This window comes from Psychrobacter proteolyticus (assembly GCF_003350005.1).
In the GTDB taxonomy this organism is placed as follows: domain Bacteria; phylum Pseudomonadota; class Gammaproteobacteria; order Pseudomonadales; family Moraxellaceae; genus Psychrobacter; species Psychrobacter proteolyticus.
On the sequence record NZ_QLKS01000001.1, the window covers coordinates 522972 to 545324 of the forward strand.

Consider the following 22353-nt stretch of genomic DNA (forward strand, 5'->3'; position numbering starts at 1 on the left):
TCAAATATAACACCTTGTAAATACTGCCAAATGTATAGAAATGGTAGTAACATTTCAGTAATAATTTTCAACAATCCTAATTTGACCTGAATAAATTTAAATATCTTTACCCAATAAAGAAGCCCCAATTTAAAAACAAATTGGGGCTTCTTCTATCAAAAACCTAGGTAGCTGTCTTGATTTTACCTACTTTTTAGTCACCTTTAACAATCTTAGGTGGTCCTTTTAGCAGATGTTCATCGACGAATTCATTCGCTGAGTTATGGTCTGCTGATTCATCCGTAATAAAGCCTTGCTGCGCTCTGTATAGAATCAGACGATCTCGACTCAAACCACGTAACAACGCATACATCATGACAAAAACGACTAAGGCAAACGGTAGTCCCGCTACGATAGCTGCCGCCTGTAGGGCAGACAAACCACCAGCCGCTAGCAAGATAGCAGCGATAACACCTTCTGTCGTCGCCCAAAATAAGCGCTGGATTTTCGGTGGGTTGGTGTCGCCACCAGCAGTTAGCATATCGATAACGAAGCTAGCCGAGTCTGACGAAGTCACAAACCATAGCATAATCATGACGACAATCATTAGCGTGATTGGTTTTGCAAATGGATAGTACTCAACCAGTTTAAAGATGGCACTACCAGTATCCGCTTGCACCGCTTCAACCAATCCCGGGCTAACACCTGACACAGCAGAAGCAAGTTCCATGTGAATAGCAACGCCGCCAAAGGTAGTAAACCAGAAGAACAAAATCAGCATTGGAATCAGTAATACACCAAGCGTAAACTCACGAATAGTACGGCCACGAGAGATACGAGCGATAAAGATACCAACGAATGGTGCCCAGCTCACCCACCACGCCCAATAAAATATCGTCCACCCACTCTGCCAATCCGTTCCGCTATAAGCCTCACCCCATGTGCCCAAAGGTACAATCACCGTCAGATAGTTGCCTACGTTTTCAATAAAGCTATCAAAGATAAAGAGCGTTGGTCCTAAAACAACCATAAATGCCAATAAGACGACCGTAAAACCAATATTGATATCACTAAGACGCTTAATACCTTTATCCAGACCCATCATAACCGAAGCGGCTGCTAGGGCCGTGATGAAAGCGATCAGCCCAAACTGTACGGTAAGGCTATTAGGCGTACCAAACAATTTTTCGAGTCCAGAGTTGATCTGCATAACCCCAAGCCCAAGCGAGGTAACCACACCAAACATCGTACCGAATACAGCCAAGATATCGACTGTGTGACCCCAACGACCATAGATTCTTTTGCCAAGTAAAGGATACAAGGTTGAACGAATCGATAATGGTAGGCCACGACGGAAATGAAAATATGCCAATGACAGCGCCACGACTGTATAAATCGCCCAAGCATGTAGACCCCAATGCATAAATGAGATGTTCATCGCTTGTTTGGCGGCTTCTACTGTTTCAGCATCGCCCATTGGTGGTGCCATAAAGTGATACAGCGGCTCCGCTGTACCCCAATAAACCAGACCAATACCAATACCTGCAGAGAATAGCATACCAATCCATGAAAATAGATTGTACTGCGGTCGCTCTGTTTGATTACCTAGTCGAATGTCACCGTAGCGACTCATGGCTAAGTAAATACAAAGCGCGAGCGCGGTATTGACTAAAATAATGAATAGCCAACCAAACTTATCGGTAATAAAATTCTGTAAAAAACTAAAAACAGCCCCTGCCGTTTCGGTGAAAAGCGCACCGAAAATAATAAAGCCAATAATCAGCAGTGACGATGTAATAAACACAGGTTTACTCACCCGTGGAAAAGGTCCTAATCTGCCTACTTTTACTTCTTCCATGTGCAAGTCTCAAAATTCAAGGAACATTACCTTAACAAAATAGGTCTTAACTATCAATCTATTACAAAATAAAACTTGATAAAACTGTTAATTTACTCTAAAAGAATTTAATAGTTTTACTAAAATAATTAAATATACAGGTGGGTAAACACGTCGTTAATTTGATGTTATTTCGATGTTATTTGGGCAATAATCTGAGTAATTGTGCCTCATTACCGTCTTCAAGTGTCCACACTTTCCCGTCTACTGCTAGCACACTGCGTACACGCTCACCCATGTTATAACGGTAACGCTCAGCCGCGGTATTGTCTTCGCTTATACCAACTACGATAAGCGCTTTAGACGATAAGCCACTGATAAGCGCATTGCCCTGCCAGCTAGGAAAGTCATTATGAATACCAGCCGCATAGATGCTCATAGCAGATGGTGATATGACGGGTGTCCAAGTAATTTTGGGTGCCACAAACTCTGGCTTTGTATCATGGTCAGGAATATCTAAACCTGAATAATTGCGTCCATTGGATACCATTGGCCAGCCATAATTATTACCCTTTTCAATAATATTAAATTCATCCCCGCCTTTTGGTCCCATTTCGTGCGCCCAAAGCTGTCCACTATCATCAAATGCCATACCAAGCACATTGCGATGTCCGATGGTCCAAAACTGTTTGGCCAACTCATTATCAGTAAACGGATTGTCTGTCGGGGTGTTACCATCAGGACTTAACCGTATTATCTTACCCAAATTGCCATTCATGTCTTGTGCTGGGTCTTTGTCTTGACGCTCGCCTGAGCTGATATATAGATAGCGCCCATCAGGCGAAAACAGCAAACGATGACTATAATGCCCCTGCCCTGTGACTTTCGGAGACTGTTGCCAGATAGGCGTGATATCTTGCAACGTAGGTGTGGCTGTCTCTAATCCTGAAAGTGTCGCTTTGATAACTTTAGCACCAAATTTATTGCTATCACTTCCTGTTCCTGCTTCCGCGTAGCTAAGATAGACGGTATTAGACGTCACAAAATCTGGAGCCACGATAATGTCTCCCAAACCGCCTTGACCACCGTAAGCGACTGTAGGAACGCCTTCGATTTTGGTCTTATTACCCGTCGCTGTATCTACGGTAAATAGCTCCCCTGTTTTTTGCGTTACTAGTAGTTTGGGAGCTTTGCCATCGGTACTGGGTATTGCCGTCATAGCCCAAGGCTCATCAAAAGTTGCGATTGCTTTGGTGGTAAAGTCAGGCTTGCTAGTCTTTGTTTGTGTGGCGGTTTGAGTATCGTTATCTGAACTGGAAACTTCTTTATACTCTGTTGCAGTGCTTTTGTTATTGCTGGGACTTACTGCTGAAGGGTTGGAGCACGCGGCAGTGCTAAACAGCAAGGCTGCAATGATTAGCGGCGAGGCTAAAGGTATATTTATACGTTCAATATGGGCTGTCATCGGTCTGTTTCTCCACTCAGTTGATACTTATACTATTAGTCTTTGATTTAGTTATATCATAGTCCTGATACTTAAGAGATATTGGAATGGTAAAGGAACAGTAACGTAAAACGCGCCTTATAAATAAAAACCCCTTACCTACGATTGTAGATAAGGGGTTTGTTTTAAGCGTAAAGTGGAGTCATAAAGACGTCAAGGATAAATTGATTAGCTCATTCTAAGCTTATCAAAAGTTAGCTTGTCATCGGCACCCACATCGACTTTGATAATATCACCAGCGACAAAATCACCTGCTAATAGTTTCAATGACAATGGGTTTTCGATCTCTTGTTGAATGGCACGCTTCAAAGGACGAGCGCCATAAACAGGGTCATAACCCACGGCAACCAATTTATTCATCGCATCTGCTGACAGCTCAATATCCATCTCACGCTCTTGGATACGCTGACGTAATCGATCCAATTGAATATCTGCAATACCTGCCATCTGCGACATACCAAGCGGATGGAAGACTACGATTTCGTCAATACGGTTGACGAACTCTGGACGGAAATGCTGCCCAACAGAGTCCATTACTTCCGCTTTGATATCCTCGTAGCTCTCACCAACCATCTCTTGAATCTTATGCGAACCCAAGTTGCTGGTCATGATAATCACGGTATTTTTGAAATCTACCACACGACCTTGCGAATCGGTTAAGCGACCATCGTCCAATACTTGTAGTAAGATATTGAACACATCAGGGTGCGCCTTTTCTACTTCATCGAACAATATGACGCTATATGGCTTACGGCGTACCGCTTCAGTCAACGTACCGCCTTCTTCATAACCGACATAGCCTGGAGGCGCACCCACTAAGCGGCTGACACTGTGCTTTTCCATATACTCACTCATGTCGATACGTACAATTGCATCTTCAGAGTCAAACAAAAAGTTTGCTAGTGATTTGGTCAGCTCAGTTTTACCAACACCAGTAGGTCCTAAGAATAAAAACGAACCAGAAGGACGGTTGGGATCAGACAAGCCTGCACGGCTACGACGTACCGCATTGGCCACCGATTCGACCGCTTCGTTTTGACCAATGACACGCTCATGGAGCTTTTCTTCCATTGCTATCATCTTATCACGCTCACCTTGCATCATTTTGCTGACTGGAATACCAGTCGCGGCCGCCACCACTTCGGCGATTTCATTGTCTGTCACCTTGTTACGTAGCAATTTCACACCGCTACCTTCACCTGTCTGCTCTTTTTGCTCAGCCAAGTCAGACTCATGAATACGACGTTCTAACTGCGGAATGGTTTCGTATTGCAGCTTACTCATGGTCTCATAATCGCCTTCGCGGCTGGCCTTGTCATACGCGATACGGGCTTTATCTAGCTCATCTTTTAGCTGTTGACTGCCTTTGACCAGCGCCTTCTCTGCCTGCCAAACCTCGTTGAGATCAGCATACTCTTTTTCCAATTCTGCTATTTGCGCATCGAGCACTTTTCGTTCTGCTTGCGCTCCAGCATCTTCTTCATTTTTGAGCACTTCACGCTGCATTTTTAGCTGAATCAAGCGACTATCGAGCTTACCTAATGATTCAGGCTTGCTGTCCATCTCCATCCGCAAACGACTGGCCGCTTCATCAATTAAATCAATCGCCTTATCTGGTAGCTTACGATCGGTAATATAGCGATGACTCATGCGCGCAGCAGCGATAATGGCACTGTCTTGAATATCGACGCCGTGATGCAGCTCGTAACGCTCTTTTAGACCCCGTAATATCGCAATGGTATCTTCGACCGTTGGCTCATCGACCAACACTTTTTGGAAACGACGCTCAAGCGCGGCATCTTTTTCGATGTACTTGCGGTATTCATCCAGCGTTGTCGCCCCAACACAATGCAGCTCACCGCGAGCTAGTGCGGGTTTTAACATATTGCCTGCATCCATCGCACCTTCAGATTTACCCGCACCAACCATAGTATGCAGCTCATCGATAAACAAGATGACGTTGCCTTCTTGTTTGGCCAAGTCGCTCAATACGCTCTTGAGGCGCTCTTCAAACTCACCGCGGAATTTTGCGCCCGCAATGAGCGCACCTAAATCCAATGACAGCACTTCTTTGCGGCGTAGTCCTTCTGGTACGTCACCATTGATAATTTTTTGTGCCAAGCCTTCGACGATAGCTGTTTTACCAACGCCCGGTTCACCGATAAGTACAGGGTTATTCTTGGTACGGCGTGATAGCACTTGAATGGTACGGCGGATCTCTTCGTCACGGCCAATCACTGGATCTAGCTTGCCAAGCTCTGCTTGTTCAGTCAGGTTGATCGTGTACTTGTTAAGTGCATCACGCTGATCTTCTGCATTTTGGTTATTCACTGTATCATCACCGCGCAATTGCTCAATCACAGCTTTTAGCTTGCTTGCCGTTACGCCTGCACTTTCAAATATTTTTTTGGTTTCACCCTGCTCAGCGAGTGCTAACATCACCCATTCCGTCGCGATAAAATCATCGCCTTCTTTTTGCGCCTGACGATCGGCCAAGTTCAAGATTTTGACCGAGTTTGGGTTTAGATTGACGTCACCTGTCGGCTCCGAAATGGTCGCTTGATTATCTAGTGCTTTAGCAACGCCATTTTTTAGCGCTGGAATAGAAGCACTTGCTTGTTGGCAGATAGATAAATTAGACTCATCTTGTAGTAAGACCGCAAGCAAATGCACAGGATCAATACCCGTATGATCGCGACCTAATGCTAGGCTCTGAGCTTCTTGAATGGCGGACTGCAGTTTTTGAGTAAACTTCTCAAATCTCATGTCTATATCCTTTTATAATTGGTATTCTCAGTAGCACCTCTAAGGATTATCTTAGTCTAGTGCCCACTGTTATCTGTCACTTATATAAGGTATATATACACCTATTTCAAGACGACTACTAAATAAAACCTTACTTAAAGCAATGATATTTATTATTAATAGTATTTAAATAGATTTTTAATAGAAGTTAAATAAATTTGGTAGATAGGAAACGCCATCTTATTGATATAAGTTAAAGAGAAATCTCCATTGAATATGGTAATAAGTAATACTCTTACTTAATCTAGACCCAATCATAATCCGACTATGCTACTCCACGATTTCGATAGGCGTACCAAGTGTCACCGCTGCCATAATTTCATCCATCTCATCATTGGCAACAGCGATACAACCATCTGTCCAATCATGTCGTTGATTAAACAATGCCAAATACCCAAAGCCATTCATTTGCCCATGAATCATGATATCGCCACCTGGATTGACCCCCAATGACTTTGCTCGTGCCTTGTCCTCATCATTGGGATAGCTAATATGAATAGAGCGATGCGCAATAGAGTTCTCATTTTTATAGTCTAATGTATAAACCCCAACTGGCGTACGCTGGTCGCCTTCTTGCTGCTTATGACCTGATGGACTGTCCCCTAGCGCAATACGATACGACCTAATGGCTTTACCATCGCTCATCAGTTTTAAGACACGATCTGATTTATCGACAAAGACTCTATCAATGACTGTAAAAGGAGGAATGGGATTCTTGAACTTTGAGGTGCTTTTGACATAAGCAATGGCGCTAGTGCTGACAATAGCAGTAAGACTAAGACCAATGATGATAGGCAGCCAAGGCGTACGCTGCTCATTTGATGGATAAGATTTTTTATAAAAAAATGGCATAGACTCTGATTCCCATAATTAATTTTTTGTCATTAATCATATGTATCAAAGCACTATGCCAGATTCTGTAGATACGTTTTGTGCAAAAGTGATGAATCACTCACTAGACTGTTACACCATGCGAATCGCACCATCTAAGCGAATGACTTCACCATTGAGGTAAGCATTAGCGATGATATGAGTCACCAATTTGGCAAACTCACTGGGAGCGCCTAAACGTTTAGGATATGGCACACCTGCCTCTAGCTGCTCGCGTGCCTTTTCAGGAATACTCTCCATCATAGGCGTAGCAAAGACACCCGGTGCGATAGTCATCACGCGGATGCCATGACGTGCCAGCTCGCGAGCAAGTGGCAAAGTCAAACCAACCACGCCTGCTTTAGACGAGGAATAGCTGGCTTGACCTACTTGACCGTCAAAGGCAGCGATAGACGCTGTATTAATGATAATGCCTTGATCTATATTCTTTTCTACATGGTCGCCTGCACTGCCATCACTCGCTATGCGCTTGGCAATGCTAGCAGCGACCAAACGGGCAACATTAAATGAACCGACCAGATTGATATTGACTCCGCGGCTAAATGCCTCAAGGTCTGCCGGATTGTTATCACGATCTAGCAATTTTTGTACCACTACGATACCAGCGCAGTTGATTGAACCTTGTAGGCCACCGAAAGCTGATTCTGCCATTTCGACCGCTGATTGCACTTCATCGCCGTTAGTGATATCACAGCGTACAAAGCGCGCACTATCACCTAACTCGGCGACCAGAGCTTGTCCTGCTGATTCATTTAAATCAGCGATGACGACGTTACCACCTTGACCTACAATCGCCCGAGCCACTGACTCTCCCAAACCTGATGCACCGCCTGTGACCAAAAAGCTGTTTTCTTTAACTTGCATGATTATTCCTTTAAATTTTTGCTTCTTATTAGATATTTTTCTACTGAATTTATAGACGCGTTACCAACTCATTTATGCAGCAGACAGACTACGCAGCAAAAAGCGTTGTATCTTGCCACTTGGCGTTTTCGGTAACTCGGTCACAAACTCAACCTCACGCGGATAAGCATGAGTGGATAGGCGTTTGCGTACCAGCTCTTGGATTTCTTTGGCGATTTGCTCACTGCCTTCGATGCCATCTTTTAGCACCACATAAGACTTGATGGTATGACCGCGCACTTCATCTGGCACGCCTACCGCCGCAGATTCTGCTACTGCTTCATGCTCTAATACAGTGTTTTCGACATCAGTAGGCCCTACACGGTAACCTGCGGTAATAATAATGTCATCATCACGGCCTGAGAACCAGTAGCTGCCGTCACTATGACGCTCGACCACGTCGCCTGTCAGATAGTAATCATCTACAAAGGCTTGTTTTTCATTCCAACTATAACCACGGAAATAAAACGCAGGTGACTGACTGACGACGACTGCCAGCTGCCCTTGTTCGCCATCCGGCAGTACATTCATATCATCACCTAATACGACTAGCGTATGACCTGGTAGCGCCATACCCATCGAGCCAACTGGACATTCATGCGCCAGTGCATGATGTGCACAGCAAGTCATGCCAGTTTCTGTTTGCCCATATTGGTCTTTGACTTGGCACGCCAGATAGGTTTCGACCCAATTTACCACTTCGGTGTTCAGTGTCTCTCCTGCCGAGTTGGCACAGCGTAAAGACAGCTTGGCATTGATATCGTTATGAGCGCCTTCGAAAACGCCACTGGATTTCATCATTCGAAATGCGGTTGGTGAAGAGGCTAAATTGGTAATCTTATGACGCACCATAAAGTCACGGGTATTAGTCGCGTCAAATCCTGCTTCATTAAAATAAGTGGTGATGCCCAGTAGCAGAGGCCCTGTGATGGCATAGTACAAGCCATACGCCCAGCCTGGATCTGCCATGTTCCAGTACTGATCATCTTCGCGTAGGTCAATGGCATAACGCATATATAGGTAAAAAGCAGGTAACGCAGCCAATGGAACGCTGACCCCTTTTGATTTACCAACCGTACCTGAGGTAAACATTTGCAAGAATGGCGCATCAGTATCGAGCACCACGGGTTCGAACGTTTGCGACTGTGCTGCCATAGACTGGATATAGTGATCGTCATCCCACGTCTGAGCATCCTCAGTACTTCCGACCAATACCATTTTAGTTTGCTCAGCCAAATCTTCAAACTTGCCACGATTTTCTAAATTAGTAAAAACGACTTTGGTATCGGCTTTGTCCATGCGGTATTTGATTGAGTCATAACCAAAAGCAGTAAATAGCGGCTGATATACGGCTCCGATACGCCATGTTGCCAATACAACAGTAAGAAGCTCTGGCGTACGCGGTAGCATCGTCGCTACCTTGTCGCCCGCTTTTACCCCATACGACTGTAGCAAGTTAGCGATTTGAGCACTCGCTTTGTCAAGCTCACCAAAGCTCATGCGCGTTATATTTCCTGCCGTATCTTCATGTACTAGCGCAGCATTATCAGCGCGGCCATCACGTACATGACGACCACAGCAAGCCATATAAGCATTTAGACGATCGTCCACCTGCTCGCCAAATATTTCTGACAGCAGTGTATCCATATCAAAATTATTATAATAATCGGTGTAGTTTTTTGGTGCGACGGTAGTGTCTGTATTAATATTCGTCGGGGTTTGAGAGGCGGTGTTCATAAGCTAATCCTTTAGCAATAGCAGGTAACTGGTAACTGGTAACTGGTAACTGGTAACTGGTAACTGGTAACTGGTAAAATGGTAAAATGGTAAAATGGTAAAATGGTAAAATGGTAAAATGGTATTTATGATTGTAAAACGGCCATATCCTATAGACCGTTTCATAGGTTCGTATTTATTATGCTCTATTAGTAACGCATTTTCACGTTTATTTCAATACATAACGTATCATTTTTATTTTATAGAAATAGAGATAATTTATAAATAATTATCATTAATTCACTACAAACCAATACGAACATCTACAACGGTCAATGCGTTATAGCGAGTTTTCGATTTTCTATTAAAGAAATAGCACTCTACCATTGCTATCTAAGACCTCACACTTAAACATCAGCCCTTAAAAAGCCTAATAACGCTTTCTCTTCACAGCTTTGGTATTTTTTGGTTCGTCCACGGCGCGCTTGTTTGTAAGTCTCGAAAAACTGTCCTGCCAAAAAACGCTCAATAACAATGGGATAAATATAAGAGGCACGGCAGACGGTCGGCGTGTTGCCTAGCTCTGCTGCCACACTTTTTACCATATCAGTGACTAATTGCTGTCGCTCAGCGCTTTCTGGCGCACTGGCTAGTATGCTGGCGCCTGCAGTCGTTTGTAGTTCGTCATAAAGATAGTTTGCTGCGAGTACACTAGCCATCCATGTACGAAAATCCTTTGCACTGTACAGCTTACTTTCACAGTCCATGCCGCACGTATGCATCCGTAAGTAGTCATTGATATCACTACTGTCAACGACTTGCTTATGACCATTGTCATCTAGATATTTGAATATCTGATAACCTGGCAGCTCAGAACAGGCTTGCACGATATCAATCAATCGCTCATCTTGTAGCTCGATATGATGCTCTTTCGCGCTTTTTCCGACGAAATCAAACGCCAGTCCATTGTCAGTTTCACTAACATGCTTACTACGTAACGTACTTAGACCATAGCTTTTATTTTGCTTGGCGTAGCGGCTGTTGCCAATACGAATCAATGTTGTTTCTAGCAATTTAACGACGGCAGCAAGCACATTGGTGCGTGACAACGACTCTGCTTCCAAATCTGCCTCCACCTGCGCGCGTAGATTGGGCAGTGCCTCTGCAAACCCTATCATCGCATCAAATTTTGCTTGGTCACGGATATTGTTCCATGACGGATGATACAGGTACTGTTTGCGAGATTTTTCGTCTCGCCCTGTTGATTGCAGATGTCCTCGTTCATCTTGGCATATCCATACCTCTGACCACATGGGCGGTATCACCAATGCATCAAAACGCTGACGCAATGCTTTGTCTTTGACCGTGTTGCCTGTTGCATCACGATAAGTAAAGCCGCGACCCCAACGTCTACGCTCGTAGCCTGGTTCGTCGTCACTCACATAACGCAAATTGGCACGGCGTGCGAGATGCTCGTAATCATGACGCACGTCTTTGGTCATTATCTGCTGGCTAGTCTGTAATTTTGCCTTTGTCATAAACCTATATACCTTTGAGAATTCATGGTTTTAGCATAATTAATGACGGTAGTTTTTGCTGTTTATTTGGCACAGACAAAGTGTAATGCTGTGTAAAACATAGTTTTCAGGATAGTAGCTTAAAACTCATTTGAAATATGACACAAAAAAACGCCAAGCATAGAATACTTGGCGTTTTTCGTTTTGATACTGCTATAACTTAGAAGTCGTTATTTGCCGTATACACATAGATAAGCGGTTTCGACGTCTACTTTTACTTGGAACTTCTGATTGGCTTCAACGGTAAACTGCTCGCCAGCGTTAAACGTTTTCCACTCGTCACTTTCTGGTAGCTTAACAGTCAATGCACCGCTCACCACACTCATGGTTTCGAATTCACTAGTGCCAAACTCATACTCACCAATTTCCATGACGCCGACAGTCGCAGGCTTGGTAGCCGTTTGAAAAGCAATAGAAGTCACTTTATCATCAAAATAATTATTAACGCTTGGCATAATTTTCCTTAATTAAATGTTAGTTGCTATTTTAATTAGTTACTATTTTAATTAGTTACTATTTTAAAACGGTTGCTTGTTTAAAACGGCTGTTTACAATCCTGCTTTTAGACTCGCTTCGATGAACTGATCGAGGTCACCATCTAGCACGGCACCAGTGTTAAAGGTTTCAACACCCGTACGCAAATCCTTGATACGTGAGTCATCGAGCACATACGAGCGAATTTGACTGCCCCAACCGACGTCAGACTTGCCATCTTCGACTGCTTGCTGTGATTCCATACGTTTTTGCATTTCAAGCTCATACAGCTTAGCACGCAGCATCTTCATCGCGGTGGCTTTGTTACCATGTTGACTACGCTCATTCTGACAGGTCACTACCACGCCCGACGGCTCATGGGTAATACGTACCGCAGAATCTGTCGTGTTTACGTGCTGACCACCCGCGCCAGATGAGCGATAGGTATCGATACGCAAATCCGCTGGATTGATATCAATCTCGACATTATCATCGATTTCAGGCGACACAAACACCGCAGCAAACGAGGTATGTCGACCATTATTACTATCAAATGGAGATTTACGTACCAAACGGTGGACACCAATCTCGGTGCGCAGCCAACCAAAAGCATAATCGCCTTTAATCTCAATCGTTGCCGACTTAATACCAGCCACGCTACCTGATGACACTTCAATCACATCTACTTTGAAGCCATGTGCTTCTGCCCAGCGCGTATACATGCGCAGTAGCATTTCAGCCCAATCTTGCGCTTCAGTACCGCCACTGCCTGACTGAATATCCAAGTAGCAGTTATTTGGATCCATCTCACCGCTAAACATTCGGCGGAATTCCAAATCAGCAACACGTTTCTCAGCGCTATCTAGCTCGCTCTGCACGTCGGCTAGCAATGACTCATCTTCTGCTTCGACTGCCAACTCTAGCATGGCAGACGCGTCTTCTAGTGTGGTTTCAAGAGAGACCACCACATCGATGACACCGTCAAGGTGACTTTTTTCTTTGTTAATTTTGGTCGCGCGCTCTGGATCGTTCCATAACTCAGGGTTTTCTAACTCTAAATTTACTTCTTCTAAGCGTTCTTGCTTACCATCGAAGTCAAAGATACCTCCGCAAATCCTGCCCACGCTCTGATAAGTCTTTAATTTGCTCTTGATACGGATTGATTTCCATAAATATTCCTGTTTTCTAATAAAAATAAATAACGAATGTGGCGCTATTTTAAATGAGATTGATACTAAATGGTTCGCTAATTATCGCTGATGCCAATGTTGCTACTATTACTAGCTTAAATAAACTAGATCGACCAATCTTCTACTGCCCAGCGATGTGCCAAAGCATGCGCATGTAACGCGTCATCAGGTGACACACAAACGGCCACATCAGCCCATTCAAGTAACGGAATATCATTTTTGGAATCTGAATACGCGTACGTCTTTTCAAAGGTGATGCCAGAGGCTTGCTGTTTATTTAGCCATTTATCCAAATGGTATATCTTGCCCGCTTGGAAGTTTGGTCTGTCAATTAGCTTACCTGTATAGCGATTGTTTTTGATCTCTAATGGCGTTGCCAATACATTGGCAGCTTCAATACCAAACCGCTTGGCAATGGCGGATACTACAAAATCATTGGTCGCAGAAATAATCACCACATCGTGCCCTTGCTCAATGTGCTGGCACAACGCTTCCATCGCTTTTGGGCGAATATGTGGCTCGATTTCGCTTTTGATATAGTCTTCTCTTAGCTCATCAAGTCTGTCAAGCGGCAGACTGCTTAAAAACTGCGCGACGAATTCATTGTACTCTGTCGCGTCTAGCGTACCTTCAATATAGTCATTATAAAATTTCTGATTGGCAGTGCGGTACTGCGCCTCATCGACAAGGTCATGCTTTACGATATACTCGCCCCAGAGATAATCGCTATCGACATCAAGTAATGTATGATCTAAATCAAATAATGCCAGTTGTTTTTGTTGTGTGTGTGCTTGATTTGCCTGCATGGTGAGACCTTATCGTTGGTTGCGAAAAAATATGAATCGTTTAATAAAATTGGGTACAGTCATCTAATAAGGATGATCACGTCACATAAATAGCATGTAAATGAAATAAGCTTATACCTTGTAATCTATCCCTTTAGAACTGCTTAGACTATTTACCTTTAATCAGGCATTGCGATTTCTGTCAAGCCTGTTTTAAATTTCTGGCAACGCTCAGCATAATGTAGCGCTGACATTTTTAGCATCGCTGCTTGCTCATCTGTCAGCGTCTTGACTACTTTTGCAGGCGCGCCCATCACTAGCGAGTTATCAGGAATAACCTGACCTTCAGTAATCAAGGCTTTCGCCCCTATCAGGCAGTTTTTACCAATTTTGACATTATTAAGTACCACAGCACCAATACCAATCAGGCTATTATCACCGACTTCACAGCCATGTAACATAGCCAAATGACCGATAGTCACGTAATTACCGATTTTCACCTCAATACCTGCATCAGTATGAATCACACTGTTTTCTTGCACATTACTATAGTCACCGATATGGATACGATCGTTGTCACCGCGTATCACTGCACCGAACCACACATTGGCTTGATGGCCTAAATATACATCGCCCATCACTTGCGCTGAATCTGCTACCCAGCCATTGAACGGTGCAGCAAACTCAGGGGTTTTGTCTAAATATTTAAATATCATCGTCTTTCCTTAGTAGGGATAATGCGCTTTTGGGTTAAATAATTGGTTATACCATACTCATTTTTATGTTTATTTGATTGGTATATCAAAGAGCCATCTGACTTTTGACAACTGTCATAAGGAATATATTTTATAGCAACACAGTCCCATTTAATATCTTATCGCGTACACACTTTATAGTACAATCAGCTAAAGCACCTGCCTTCTAGTACTTATTGAGAGCTATGGCAAAGTGACAGACACTTATTATCAAAATCATGCCAAGGAATCAAACAATGCAGCACAAAAAGTACGTTCCAGCCCTATTATTGGCAAGTAGCTTGGTCATCGCTGCACCCAGTTATGCGGAAAATACCTCCAGTATAGAGAGAGCCGGTGATATTGTTGCTCTCACCATACCTGCCCTTGCCTACGGTAGCACTTATTACATGAATGATAGAGAGGGTCGTCAGCAATTTTATCAATCATTTGCTGCCAATCTTGCTGTGACTTACGCCGTAAAGTCAACCGTTAATAAAGATCGCCCTGATGGTAGCGATAATGATTCCTTTCCCTCAGGACATACTTCTTTGGCATTTCAAGGCGCAAGCTTCATTCATAAACGCTATGGACTAGAACATAGTATTCCTGCTTATGTTGGCGCAACTTTTGTGGGTTATAGCCGTGTTAAAGCGGACAAACATGATATGGCTGATGTGCTTGCTGGTGCAGCACTAGGGGTTGCCAGCAGCATGTACTTGACCAAAAGCTATAACGATCAACTTATCATCACAACCAATCTTGCACCTGACTCTTACGGACTGTCTGTCCATTATCAATTTTAATCACTCGGTTTACCCTTAATACTAGCCATACCAACCTATTTTGTATATAATACGCAAAATCTGTGCCTAAGCGAGCGGACATGATGCAAGTTACCTATTCACTATCTAGTGGGTTTTGTAGTTTTCATCAATAATGTCTTCTCGCTTTTTTGTGGAAAATTTTTGTGTATCGCCCTTTTTTTACTTTTATATGACAACAGTCAAGTGCCGTAAATAAAAGGATACGGAGCAATTTTAGACCAACAAAACATGATGGCACTCACCAATAACAGCGGAGGCAATCCTTGAATTCATCGGCAGAAATACAAGCAATTTTGGCACTAGCAGACGGTACAATCTTTCGCGGTGTCAGTATCGGCAGCCTAGGTCATCGTATTGGTGAAGTGGTATTTAACACAGCCATGACAGGGTATCAAGAAATCCTAACCGATCCAAGTTATGCCCGCCAGCTGGTGACTTTGACTTACCCTCACATCGGTAATACAGGCACCAACGCTGAAGATACAGAATCCGGCAATGGCCATAAAGTATGGGCAGACGGTCTTATCATCCGTGATGCCACCATGGCAACTTCTAACTTCCGTAACTCAGAGTCACTCAGCGACTATTTACAGCGTAATGAGACAGTGGCTATCGCTGAAATTGATACGCGTCAGCTAACACGTCTATTACGTGATAAAGGGGCACAGAACGGCTGTATCATGACTGCCTCAAACGGTGAAACTATCAGCAGCGACGATGAGCAAAAAGCGATTGAGTTAGCGAAAGGCTTTGCAGGTCTAAAGGGCATGGACTTGGCAAAAGAATGCTGTACTAAAGAGAACTTCGAGTGGACAGCGGGCACTTGGGATCTGTCAGACACCCTACTCAACCGTGATATTCCTGGTAGTCATGATAGCGGTACTGGCGGCTTCTTCAAGCAACTCGGCACTCATATCGATTCTAAATACAACGTCGTCGCTTATGACTTCGGTAGCAAAACAAACATCCTACGCATGCTCGTCGACCGCGGTTGTCACGTGACGGTTGTACCAGCACAGACTCCTATCGCAGACGTGCTAGCAATGAACCCAGACGGCATCTTCTTATCAAACGGCCCTGGTGATCCTGCAGCTTGTGATTACGCTATCGATGCGGTACGTCACATCATTGAGCAAACTGACGTGCCAACGTTTGGCATCTGCTTAGGTCATCAGCTGATTGGTTTGGCTAGCGGTGCAAATACTATCAAAATGAAAACTGGCCATCATGGTGCCAACCATCCAGTACAAGATTTGGCGACTGGCACGGTTATGATTACCAGTCAGAACCATGGTTTTGCAGTCGATGAAGACACGCTACCTGACAACGTTAAATCTACTCACCGTTCACTGTTTGATGGTACTAACCAAGGTATCGAACTGACAAATAAGCCAGTCTTTAGCTTTCAAGGTCACCCAGAAGCCAGCCCTGGTCCACATGACTGCGCACCATTGTTTGATAAGTTTGCGGATATGATGGAAGCGTCTAAAACTGCCCAAGCGTAAACGGTTGATCATAACTACATAATAAGTAAACGCTTGAATCGTCCATAGCGGTTCAAGCGGCACTAAATAAAGCACTGCAAGTATAAAACGCCATGAGCGTTATCAAAAATAAAGATTACTCAAATTATCACCCAAACGAAGGTAGCTCTAACTATGCCAAAACGTACCGACATAAAAAGCATTCTTATCATTGGCGCAGGCCCTATCGTCATCGGCCAAGCATGTGAGTTTGACTATTCAGGCGCACAGGCGTGTAAAGCACTAAAAGAAGAAGGCTACCGCGTCATCTTGGTCAACTCAAACCCTGCGACCATCATGACTGACCCTGTCATGGCTGACGCGACCTATATCGAGCCGATTACTTGGCAAACCGTTGAGCAAATAATTGCCAAAGAGCGTCCAGATGCAATCTTGCCAACGATGGGCGGACAGACAGCACTAAACTGTGCGCTAGAGCTAGACAAGCACGGTGTATTGACCAAGTATAACTGTGAATTGATTGGCGCGACCAAAGACTCAATTGAGATGGCAGAAGACCGCAACTTGTTTGATAAAGCCATGAAGCGTATCGGCCTTGAGTGCCCTCGCGCTGAAACGGCTGAAACCATGGAAGAAGCCTTTGCTACTCAAGAAAAAATGGGCTATCCGTGTATCATTCGTCCATCATTCACGATGGGTGGTTCAGGTGGCGGTATTGCCTATAACCGTGATGAGTTCATTGAAATCTGCGAGCGCGGTTTTGATTTGTCTCCAAACCATCAATTGCTTATCGATGAGTCATTGATTGGTTGGAAAGAATACGAGATGGAAGTGGTTCGTGACAAAAACGACAACTGCATCATCATCTGTGCCATCGAAAACTTTGACCCAATGGGCGTGCATACCGGTGACTCAATCACCGTCGCACCAGCACAGACTTTGACCGACAAAGAATACCAAATCATGCGTAATGCGTCATTAGCAGTACTGCGTGAGATCGGTGTTGAAACAGGTGGCTCAAACGTACAGTTCGGTATCAACCCTGATACCGGTCGTATGGTCGTCATCGAGATGAACCCACGTGTATCACGCTCGTCTGCCCTAGCCTCAAAAGCCACTGGTTTCCCGATTGCTAAAATCGCAGCAAAACTGGCGATTGGTTATACGCTAGACGAATTGCAAAATGACATCACTGGTGGCAAAACGCCAGCCAGCTTTGAGCCTGCGCTTGATTATGTCGTGACCAAGATACCTCGTTTTAACTTCGAAAAATTCCCACAAGCAGACAATATCTTATCGACTCAGATGAAATCGGTCGGTGAAGTGATGGCAATCGGTCGTAACTTCCAAGAGTCTATGCAAAAAGCATTGCGCGGGATGGAAACAGGTGCGGATGGTTTTGACGAGCAAATTGACTTATCAAAAGTAAGCGCTGAAAAAGCACGTAGCGAAATCATCAACCGCCTAACCATTCCAACACCTGAGCGTATCTACTACGTTGCTGATGCATTCCGCGTTGGTATGAGTGTCGATGAAGTGTTTAACTTTACCAAGATTGACCCATGGTTCCTGGTACAGATCGAAGATATCGTTAAAACAGAAGCTACCGTAAAATCACTTGGCTTTGGTGGATTGAACGAGAAAAACTTACGTAGCTTTAAACGTAAAGGTTTATCAGATTTGCGCTTGGCTAAACTGCTTGGTATCTCACAAAAGCAGCTACGCAAAAAGCGTTGGGATCTAAACGTCTATCCAGTCTATAAGCGTGTCGATACCTGTGCAGCAGAGTTTGCTACTAGCACGGCCTATATGTACTCGACATACGATAGCGAATGTGAAGCAAACCCAACAGACAAAAAGAAAATCATGGTTATCGGTGGCGGTCCTAATCGTATCGGCCAAGGTATTGAGTTTGATTACTGCTGTGTGCATGCAGCGCTTGCCATGCGTGAAGATGGTTACGAGACCATCATGGTCAACTGTAACCCTGAAACGGTTTCAACCGATTATGACACTTCTGACCGTCTATACTTCGAGCCAATCACGTTAGAGGACGTGCTAGAGATTGTTCGTATCGAAAACCCTGATGGCGTGATTGTGCAGTTCGGTGGTCAAACGCCATTGAAACTTGCTCGTGCACTAGAGTCAGCAGGCGTTAAAATCATCGGTACTAGCCCAGATGCAATCGACCGTGCCGAAGATCGTGAACGCTTCCAGCACATGATTCAGCAGCTAAACCTAGTACAGCCATCAAACGCTCTAGCGACCAGCTTAGAAGACGGCTTGGTTAAAGCAAAAGATGTAGGCTATCCATTGGTTGTACGTCCATCTTATGTATTAGGTGGCCGCGCGATGGAAATCGTCTACAACGAAGACGAGCTAAGACATTACCTACGTACTGCGGTACAAGCGTCAAACGAAGCGCCTGTCCTACTAGATCGCTTCTTAGATGATGCTATCGAAGTTGACGTAGACTGTGTATGCGATGGCACTGATGTCGTCATCGGCGGTATCATGCAACATATCGAACAGGCTGGTGTCCACTCAGGTGACTCAGCATGCTCACTGCCACCATACTCACTGTCTAAAGAGTTATGTGATGTGATGCGCGCGCAAACGGTCGCTATGGCAAAAGAGCTAGGTGTTATCGGTCTAATGAACGTACAGTTCGCGGTAAAAGGCGAAACCGTATATATCCTAGAAGTGAACCCACGTGCTGCACGTACAGTACCGTTCGTTTCTAAGTGTATCGGTACTTCGTTAGCACAGGTTGCTGCTCGCTGTATGGCTGGTACTTCGCTTAAAGATCAAGGCTTTACCACTGAGATTGTCCCAGCATTCTATGCGGTCAAAGAAGCGGTATTTCCATTCGCTAAATTCCCAGGTGTTGACCCAATCTTGAGTCCTGAGATGAAATCAACGGGCGAAGTCATGGGCGTGGGCAAAACCTTTGGCGAAGCATTTTACAAAGCCATTATCGGTAGTAACGAGCGTCTGCCAGGTCTACCGACTGAAGGCGAGACAAAAACCGTCTTTATCTCAGTTCGTGACAGCGACAAAGCTCAAATCGCTCCGATTGCTCGTCACCTTGCCGACTTTGGCTTTAAGATTGTCTCGACCACTGGTACGCAAAAAGTATTGAGCGACGCTGGTATCGAAAGTCAGCAAATCAACAAGGTCACTGAAGGTCGCCCGCATATCGTTGATGCCTTGAAAAACGGCAAAATCGACCTTATCATCAATACCACTGAAGGTAAGCAAGCACAAGAGGATTCGTTCTCTATTCGCCGTAGTGCGCTACAGGGCAAAGTATTCTACGTCACCACGTTAGGTGCTGCTGATGCTGTCTGCAAATCTTATGCGATTGACTTACCGTTTGATGTCTATAAGTTACAAGATTTGCATGAGCAAGCAAAGTCTATTGACGTGGCTGAATAATTTCAGTAGATTAAGCATAACCGTTAGGCTTGCCTAAAAGCTCACTCAAGTATCGTTGTTTGCTTTAAATATAGCCAACCATGCTTGAGGAACGATACCTTTACTGTGATAGACCTAAAAAGCATAGTGGCTAAATTGCGACTATGCTTTTTATTACGTAAGCTTAAGTGCGCCTATGCTTGAATTGAGGTGAGATACACTCATAAATGATAGCCAACTTATTCATTACATCGTCTTAATTATCACTCTTTTATATTTTATATCCATTGCAACAACACTGACACCATCTCATTATGAGGTGGTGTGGTGTTATTGGTTTAAGGAAAAAACATGCAACGTTACCCAATGACTCCGCAAGGACACGCGGCTTTAGAAGCCGAATTAAAACAGCTAAAAAGTGTCGACCGTCCACGCATCACAGCATCAATTGCTGAAGCACGCGAACACGGCGATTTGAAAGAAAATGCTGAATACCATGCTGCCCGCGAGCAACAAGGTTTTTGTGAAGCACGTATTCGTGATATCGAAGCCAAACTTGGTGGCGCTCAAGTCATCGATCCTTCGACACTGCCAAAAGAAGGCCGTATCGTGTTTGGTGTTAGCGTCGTGATCGAAAACATGGATACCGAAGAAGAAAAACAATACAAAATCGTTGGCGATGATGAAGCTGACTTTAAAGCTGGCAAAATCTCAGTCAACTCACCAATCGCTCGTGGTTTGATTGGTAAGTTCGAAGGCGACGAAGTACGCATCGAAACGCCAAAGGGCGTGGTTGAATATGAAGTCATGAAAGTTATCTACGACTAATAGCTACACTGCGTTCTAATCTAGAAACTTGATGCTCTCAATTGTAGACAGTTTGAGAAATGACTTTTAGATAATAGTTTTTATGACAATCATTGTGACTGGCTACTTAGTTATGCAATTCCATAGATGAAAGCTGTACTACACATAAATAGCATTTATACCATTTCGGTTACACAATGCTGCTTTTATCTATGATTTGTTTTGGCGCATAATTATTTGAGTTTCAGTGCACAACAGCTTCAATATTAAGTTTATTCAATAAGAAATAGTTAAGATTGAATAGCTTTTATACAAGTTAGTATTGCGGCGCTTTTACTAAAAATAATGATGGTCTGATCGCACACATAGGCTAATATCAGCACTACTACCCTCGTTATTTGGCATATTTTTCGGTGTCATTTAGCGGGGGTTTTGTTTATCTAAGCATTATCTATTGTTGTATTACTTACTATTATTTTTGAGGAGTCTTTTATGATTACGAACGATGGTTTTCAAGCGTCAACTACTAAAACGACTATGGCACAAAATGCAGCTATGTCTGCATTGCTAGCAGGTATTGTATTGGCCGCTTCATCGGCCAACGCTGCCCCTGAGATTGCTATTAGCTCATCTGCGAGCGGTAGCACCACGGTGATCGAGCAATACTCTGATGGCAAAACTGCTACTATTACGGCAACGCCAAACGGTATCACCATGCAAGACGGCATGCCGTACGCGGTGACTCAGGTGACCACTGTGCCACGCTACGTCGTGCGTCAGTCTCCTGTTGTCCAAGGTACGACAACCGTTACTAGCGTACCAGTGACCAATCGAATGACTAATAGCGTCACTAAAGTAGATGTGATTACCACGCCTGCCAGCAGCGTGACGCAAGTACTACCTGTCGTAACCAATGTCACCCCGCCAGTGATTATGCAGCAGCCAGTGACCAATCAAGTAACGACAACGACGACTTTGGATACGTTGCAACTGACTCCTACCTTTAGTACGCCTGGCCTGGTCAATGCCAACACCAAAGTCATGAAAATTTTAAAAAATGCTGATGGACGTGAAGTTGCTGTTCCTGCCAATCATATTGCCCCTGGCGATGTGATTGAGTATCACACCACTTATACCAACACCTCAGCACAGCCTGTCAATGACATCAACGCCATGATCTCATTACCAAGTGGCGTCCAGTTAGTCTCGTTGAATAGTCCTCTGCCGACGCTTGCGACAACGGGTGGCGATAGCTATCAAACCATTCAACAAGTGGGCAATACGGTGGTTGTCCAAGAAAACTACTCTGGTCTGAAATGGAACTTGGTGAACTTTGACGCCAATGCGGCCAAAACCGTCGTAATACGAGCTAAAGTTCAGTAGATAACCAGCTCCCTACAAAATATGCGCCTTTAACATTCTT

The 22353-nt window shown here is 44.2% G+C and carries 16 protein-coding genes; 5 read left to right on the top strand and 11 right to left on the bottom strand.

Annotated features, from left to right (window positions below; translation table 11 throughout):
• Nucleotides 1-193: 193 nt before the first annotated feature.
• The 11 genes from DXK30_RS02065 to DXK30_RS02115 all read right to left on the bottom strand — a co-directional run bounded on the left by DXK30_RS02065 (nucleotide 194) and on the right by DXK30_RS02115 (nucleotide 14377).
• Complete coding sequence (locus tag DXK30_RS02065; protein WP_114700251.1) at nucleotides 194-1837, bottom strand: BCCT family transporter; 1644 nt, start codon at nucleotides 1835-1837, stop codon at nucleotides 194-196.
• Nucleotides 1838-2015: 178 nt separating this feature from the next.
• Nucleotides 2016-3281: a PQQ-dependent sugar dehydrogenase gene (locus DXK30_RS02070; RefSeq protein WP_114700252.1), complete on the bottom strand. Its 1266-nt coding sequence runs from the start codon at nucleotides 3279-3281 to the stop codon at nucleotides 2016-2018.
• Between the two features lie 207 nt (nucleotides 3282-3488).
• Nucleotides 3489-6086 (bottom strand): ATP-dependent chaperone ClpB, encoded by a 2598-nt coding sequence (clpB, locus tag DXK30_RS02075; RefSeq protein ID WP_114700253.1) that lies wholly within the window; start codon nucleotides 6084-6086, stop codon nucleotides 3489-3491.
• A 309-nt stretch (nucleotides 6087-6395) separates the two neighbouring features.
• Nucleotides 6396-6977 carry a L,D-transpeptidase family protein gene (locus DXK30_RS02080; protein ID WP_114700254.1) on the bottom strand — a complete coding sequence of 194 codons (582 nt, stop codon included), beginning with the start codon at nucleotides 6975-6977 and terminating at the stop codon, nucleotides 6396-6398.
• A 111-nt stretch (nucleotides 6978-7088) separates the two neighbouring features.
• Nucleotides 7089-7880, bottom strand: a complete 792-nt coding sequence (locus tag DXK30_RS02085) for an SDR family NAD(P)-dependent oxidoreductase (RefSeq protein WP_114700255.1) — start codon at nucleotides 7878-7880, stop codon at nucleotides 7089-7091.
• 72 nt (nucleotides 7881-7952) lie between these two features.
• On the bottom strand, nucleotides 7953-9656 hold the full coding sequence (locus tag DXK30_RS02090; RefSeq protein ID WP_114700256.1) for an AMP-binding protein: 1704 nt from the start codon (nucleotides 9654-9656) through the stop codon (nucleotides 7953-7955).
• Between the two features lie 386 nt (nucleotides 9657-10042).
• Nucleotides 10043-11173 (bottom strand): DNA topoisomerase IB, encoded by a 1131-nt coding sequence (locus DXK30_RS02095; protein WP_114700257.1) that lies wholly within the window; start codon nucleotides 11171-11173, stop codon nucleotides 10043-10045.
• Between the two features lie 209 nt (nucleotides 11174-11382).
• Nucleotides 11383-11667: a pyrimidine/purine nucleoside phosphorylase gene (gene ppnP, locus DXK30_RS02100; RefSeq protein WP_102091166.1), complete on the bottom strand. Its 285-nt coding sequence runs from the start codon at nucleotides 11665-11667 to the stop codon at nucleotides 11383-11385.
• Nucleotides 11668-11760: 93 nt separating this feature from the next.
• Nucleotides 11761-12856, bottom strand: a protein-coding gene (prfB, locus tag DXK30_RS02105) for a peptide chain release factor 2 (protein ID WP_102078362.1) whose coding sequence is annotated in 2 segments (ribosomal slippage) — nucleotides 11761-12783 and nucleotides 12785-12856 — 1095 coding nt in all. Because the reading frame shifts where the segments join, the coding sequence is not laid out codon by codon here.
• Between the two features lie 124 nt (nucleotides 12857-12980).
• Entirely contained in the window at nucleotides 12981-13682 is a 702-nt protein-coding gene (locus DXK30_RS02110; protein WP_114700259.1) for an HAD family hydrolase, read from the bottom strand.
• Between the two features lie 158 nt (nucleotides 13683-13840).
• Nucleotides 13841-14377, bottom strand: coding sequence for a gamma carbonic anhydrase family protein (locus DXK30_RS02115; protein ID WP_114700260.1), 537 nt, complete (start codon nucleotides 14375-14377; stop codon nucleotides 13841-13843).
• Between the two features lie 275 nt (nucleotides 14378-14652).
• Between DXK30_RS02115 and DXK30_RS02120 the strand changes: the two genes are divergently transcribed.
• The 5 genes from DXK30_RS02120 (at nucleotide 14653) to DXK30_RS02140 (ending at nucleotide 22313) form a co-directional block, all read left to right on the top strand.
• Nucleotides 14653-15201 (top strand): phosphatase PAP2 family protein, encoded by a 549-nt coding sequence (locus DXK30_RS02120; protein WP_227670668.1) that lies wholly within the window; start codon nucleotides 14653-14655, stop codon nucleotides 15199-15201.
• Between the two features lie 284 nt (nucleotides 15202-15485).
• The gene (gene carA / locus DXK30_RS02125; protein ID WP_114700262.1) at nucleotides 15486-16727 is read left to right on the top strand and encodes a glutamine-hydrolyzing carbamoyl-phosphate synthase small subunit; all 1242 of its coding nucleotides are present in this window, start codon (nucleotides 15486-15488) and stop codon (nucleotides 16725-16727) included.
• A 153-nt stretch (nucleotides 16728-16880) separates the two neighbouring features.
• Nucleotides 16881-20144 (top strand): carbamoyl-phosphate synthase large subunit, encoded by a 3264-nt coding sequence (carB, locus tag DXK30_RS02130; RefSeq protein WP_114700263.1) that lies wholly within the window; start codon nucleotides 16881-16883, stop codon nucleotides 20142-20144.
• A gap of 330 nt (nucleotides 20145-20474) precedes the next feature.
• A complete protein-coding gene (gene greA, locus DXK30_RS02135; protein ID WP_057760725.1) occupies nucleotides 20475-20951 on the top strand; it encodes a transcription elongation factor GreA in 477 nt (158 codons plus the stop codon).
• Between the two features lie 471 nt (nucleotides 20952-21422).
• A complete protein-coding gene (locus DXK30_RS02140; protein ID WP_227670666.1) occupies nucleotides 21423-22313 on the top strand; it encodes a hypothetical protein in 891 nt (296 codons plus the stop codon).
• Nucleotides 22314-22353: the final 40 nt, after the last annotated feature.